General features: G+C 75.1%; 2 protein-coding genes. Both read right to left on the minus strand.

Translation table 11 applies throughout. The features are described 5' to 3' along the window. Positions 1–97: 97 nt before the first annotated feature. Positions 98–1,417, minus strand: a complete 1,320-nt coding sequence (locus AB0K37_RS41570) for a ParB N-terminal domain-containing protein (protein ID WP_363991581.1) — start codon at positions 1,415–1,417, stop codon at positions 98–100. Next, positions 1,401–2,741 carry a polysaccharide biosynthesis C-terminal domain-containing protein gene (locus AB0K37_RS41575; protein ID WP_363991583.1) on the minus strand — a complete coding sequence of 447 codons (1,341 nt, stop codon included), beginning with the start codon at positions 2,739–2,741 and terminating at the stop codon, positions 1,401–1,403. The genes AB0K37_RS41570 and AB0K37_RS41575 overlap by 17 nt, the downstream gene beginning before the upstream one ends. Between the last annotated feature and the right edge of the window lie 29 nt (positions 2,742–2,770).

Consider the following 2,770-nt stretch of genomic DNA (forward strand, 5'->3'; position numbering starts at 1 on the left):
GGCGCGGGCGACCCGCCGCAGGCCGGTGCCGCGAGGAGCACCGGGAGGACGATGAGCGCGGCGAGCGAGCGGCGCGCCTGCGATCGCCTCCGGTGGGTCACGCCGAGCGGACGCAGGCGAACAGGTGCCTGCTGTAGTTGTCCTCGTAGGGCGGCCGGGCGTCGTCGTCGGGCCCGAGGTCGACGATCTCGTCGAACCCGGTGTTCTCCCGCAGGAACGCCGCGACGCGGGAGGGGTCCCAGCCGCGCAGCGAGTCGGCGAACCACGCCTCGTTGTCCTGGCCGGTGTCGAAGAACAGGACCCGGCCGGTGGCGCGGTCCAGCAGCCGGATCAGCTCCTCGGCGCTCACCGAGCCGCGGCCGAGGACGAAGTGGTGCAGGAGGCTGAAGCAGGACACCACGTCCCAGCGGCCGGCGTCGTGCCCGCCGAGGAAGTCGACGCAGTCGCCGGTAGAGACGGCGCCCTCCGGGAGCCCGTAGACGGCCCGGCCGAGCGGGACGGCCAGCGGGTCGCGCTCGACGCCCTCGGCGTCGAAGCCGCGCTCGGCCATCTTCGCGACGAACCAGCCGTAGCAGCTCGCGACGTCCAGGTAGCGGCCCCCGGCGAGGCCGCGCTCGCCGAGGAACGCGTCCATCTTCGCGAGTCGGTCGGTGCACTGCCGGACGGTCGTCCAGCCGGACCTCAGCTCGGGCGCGTCGATCGGCTGGTAGAGCTCGTGGGTGCCGTCGAGCCAGCTCATCTTCAGCAGGAGGTCCTGCAGGGGCGTGGTGACGGGCAGCCATTTGGCGACGACGTTGGCGCCGTCGGCGCCGCTCATCGCGGCGATGGCGAGCCGGTGGTGGCCGTCGAGGATCTGGTACTGGTCGGAGCCGCGGACGGGCGCGACGAGCACCGGGTCCTGCGGCCCGCTCTGCTGCGGGCGGGGCGCCGCGCCGGGCGCCTCCTCGCCGCGGTACCGCGCGACGAACGCGCGGGCGGCGGCGAGGACGCCGGCCTCGTCGGTGCCGCCGAAGTAGTTGCCGCCCGCCTCGATGCAGCGCATCCCGAGCCGGCCGTAGGCGCTGGACAGGATCTCGGCGTCGGTGAGCTCCGGCCGCTCGTCGGCGAGCCGCAGCAGCCCCACGTGCGGGCCGTCCAGGAACGGCGTCGACGGCCACAGCAGGTCGCCGGTGCGGTCGGCGAACTCGCGGGCCGTCCAGCCGCCCTGCGCGCCGACGAGGAGCTGGTCGAACCGGACCGGCACCTTCCACGGGCGCCGCAGCACGGCGGTGGACACCGCGACGCGCGCGGCGGCCGGGATCGGCAGCGAACGCCCGGCGTCGACCAGCCGGCCGTACACCGGGCCGCTCGGTGCGAGCCCGCTCTTGCGAAGCACCGCGCGGGACTTGCGGCGTACTTGGTCAATTCCCGTGGGCATGCATGCTCCTGGCAGATGTCGTTTCGGTGGCGGGCGCGGCGGCGGCGCCCGCGAGTGCGGCACGGCCGCGCCTCCCCGGCAGCAGGGAGGCGAAGGCGGTGAGGGACAGCCGCTCGCGGCCGGCCCAGAGGAGGGCGAGGTACAGCATCGCGCCCGGGACCAGCCCGCCGGCGAGGGCGGCCTCGCTGGAGCCGGCGGCCAGCCGGACGGCCAGCGGCACCGCCGCGAAGCTGACCAGCGCGGAGCCGCCCGCCCAGAACAGCCCGGCGCTCGCCGGGGTCATGTCGAGGATGCGCCGGACCTGGACCAGGGCCAGCAGCGTTCGCACGAGCAGCCCGCACGCCCGCGCGACCGCCGCCCCGGCGATCCCGAACGGCGGGATCAGGAGCACGTTCAGCACCAGGTTCACCCCGAGCGCGGCGCTCTGGTTGACCAGGCTGAGCCCGCTGCGGCCCGCCATCAGCAGCATCACGTCGCGGGCGCCGGTCGCGGTCGCCACCAGCATCGCCATCGCCAGGATGACCGTGACGACCTCGCCGGTCCCGCGGTAGCCCTCGCCGAAGGAGCCCACGTACACCGGCGCGCCGACCGCGATCGACAGGTGCACCGGCCAGGCCAGCGCGAGGTTCCAGGACGCGCACACCGCGAACACCCGCTGCGCGCCCGCGCGGTCGGCGAGCGCCATCAGCCGGCTCACCGCGGGCTGCATGACGTTCTGCACGGCCTGGGTGACGAGCTGGCTGATCACGATGAACCGGGTCGCGGCGGTGTAGATCGCCGCCTCGCGGGGCGAGCTGAGCGCCGCGACGAGCACGATGTCGGCGCGCTGGAACGCCGTCTGGCAGATCTGCGCGAACGCGCGCGGCCCCGTGAAGCGCCAGAAGTCGCCGGCCAGCGGACGCCAGCCGGACGGCGTCCCGGGCTCCGCGGCCACCGGAGCCCCGGCGCGGCCGCGGCGGCTGATCCTCAGGTACCAGAGGAGGGCGACGACCAGGCACGGCAGGTACGGCGCCGCCCACGCCAGCGCGAGCCACACCGCGTCGTCGGTCAGCAGCGCCGCCACGACGACCCCGGCGACCTGGAGCGTCTGCCGCATGATCTTGTCGACGAGGACGGTCGGCCGCATCGAGCCGTGCCCGCGGGTCGCCGCGAGCAGCGCGTCGTGCGCCCCGGCGAGGGGCAGGAACAGCGCCAGCACCCGTACCATGCCCACGGCCTGGCCGGGGTCGTCGGCGCCGATGTGGCCCGCCGTCCACGGCGCGGTGAGGGCCAGCACGAGACCCGCGGCCAGCGCCGTCGCATACGATTTGCGATCGTACTGCACGGGACTTCGTCCCTCCTCGAGTCCGGCTC

It is taken from the genome of Actinomadura sp. NPDC049753, assembly GCF_040674655.1.
GTDB lineage: Bacteria > Actinomycetota > Actinomycetes > Streptosporangiales > Streptosporangiaceae > Spirillospora > Spirillospora verrucosospora.